Below are 309 nucleotides of genomic sequence, written 5' to 3'. Positions count from 1 at the left end.
GGCGAGCGGAGCGGGCTGCGGCGGGTGGGCCCGCGGGTGGTGGTGCTCGACTACGGCTCGGGCAACCTGCGCTCGGCCGAGCGGGCCTTGGCGCGCGCCGGCGCGGAGGTCACCGTGACCGACGACCTGACCGCCGCGGCCCGGGCGTTGCGGGTGGCCGCCGGCCGCCCGGTCCTGGGCATCTGCGTCGGCATGCAGGTGCTCTTCGAGCACGGCGACGAGCACGGCGTGGTGACCAAGGGGCTCGGGCTGTTGCCGGGTGGCGTGACGAAGCTGCCGGCCGACCGGCTGCCGCACATGGGCTGGAAC

General features: G+C 76.7%; 1 protein-coding gene. It reads left to right on the top strand.

What is annotated here, in order from left to right:
* Window positions 1-24: 24 nt before the first annotated feature.
* Window positions 25-309, top strand: a 285-nt coding sequence (locus LQ51_RS33830) for an imidazole glycerol phosphate synthase subunit HisH (RefSeq protein WP_046564886.1), incomplete at its 3' end; no start/stop codon positions are given.

Origin of the sequence: Micromonospora sp. HK10 (assembly GCF_000982955.1) — a bacterium.
Classification (GTDB): domain Bacteria; phylum Actinomycetota; class Actinomycetes; order Mycobacteriales; family Micromonosporaceae; genus Micromonospora.
Note: the sequence above shows the minus strand (reverse complement) of the source record. Positions and strands in the feature narration are given on the sequence as shown.